This window comes from Legionella bozemanae (assembly GCF_001648595.1).
GTDB lineage: Bacteria > Pseudomonadota > Gammaproteobacteria > Legionellales > Legionellaceae > Legionella > Legionella bozemanae.
The window spans coordinates 1-626 of the sequence record NZ_LBAW01000097.1; the positions used below are offsets into that span (position 1 = coordinate 1).

The window sequence follows — 626 nt, forward strand, 5'->3', positions numbered from 1 at the left end:
AACCAATTAATGTCTCTGGATCAAAAGCAGGAGCGAATTCAGTATTGTTCCAACCTGTATCCAAGTGATACCAAGTCAGAGTGATGTCGTTTCCAGTGTTGAAATGGTAAGAACCTTCAATCTGGAATCCCCAGTTCCATTGAGCATCCAGTTCAGTGTTAATAGCAACACCTGTTGGAGTAGAAGCGATATCTAATGAAATATCGTTATCGGTCATTGTTTGTAAAATTAACGCTTGTCCGCCGATGTTCCATCCAGTAGCTGGGCAAGGAACAGTGACATTACCTGGGGTGCAAACTGGACCCATGGTACCAGCGAATACTGCACTGCTACCTAAAGCAAGAACAGCTAACGCTGTTTTTTTCAAATTTAACATGCTTATCTCCACTTTTTTATTATTATTTCCGTTCGTTACCAATTTTAAATTGAGCAACGGTACGCATATTCGCTCTATACCGAGAGCGTACCTTGCTCAATTATCTTACCTGACCCTTATAAAGTCAACAGTGTTGATTAAATTTTTAAAATGATAACGAATTAAATGTTTCCTATATACTTCAGACCAAAATAAGGACCAGCAGCAGCGAAGTCAGTTGAAGTAACTGGCAACACAGTTGTGTTTAACG

The 626-nt window shown here is 39.6% G+C and carries 1 protein-coding gene; it reads right to left on the bottom strand.

What is annotated here, in order from left to right; translation table 11 throughout:
- Window positions 1–376 (bottom strand): Lpg1974 family pore-forming outer membrane protein (locus A8O27_RS18235; RefSeq protein WP_259293103.1); only part of this gene is annotated, 376 nt, incomplete at its 3' end.
- Between the last annotated feature and the right edge of the window lie 250 nt (window positions 377–626).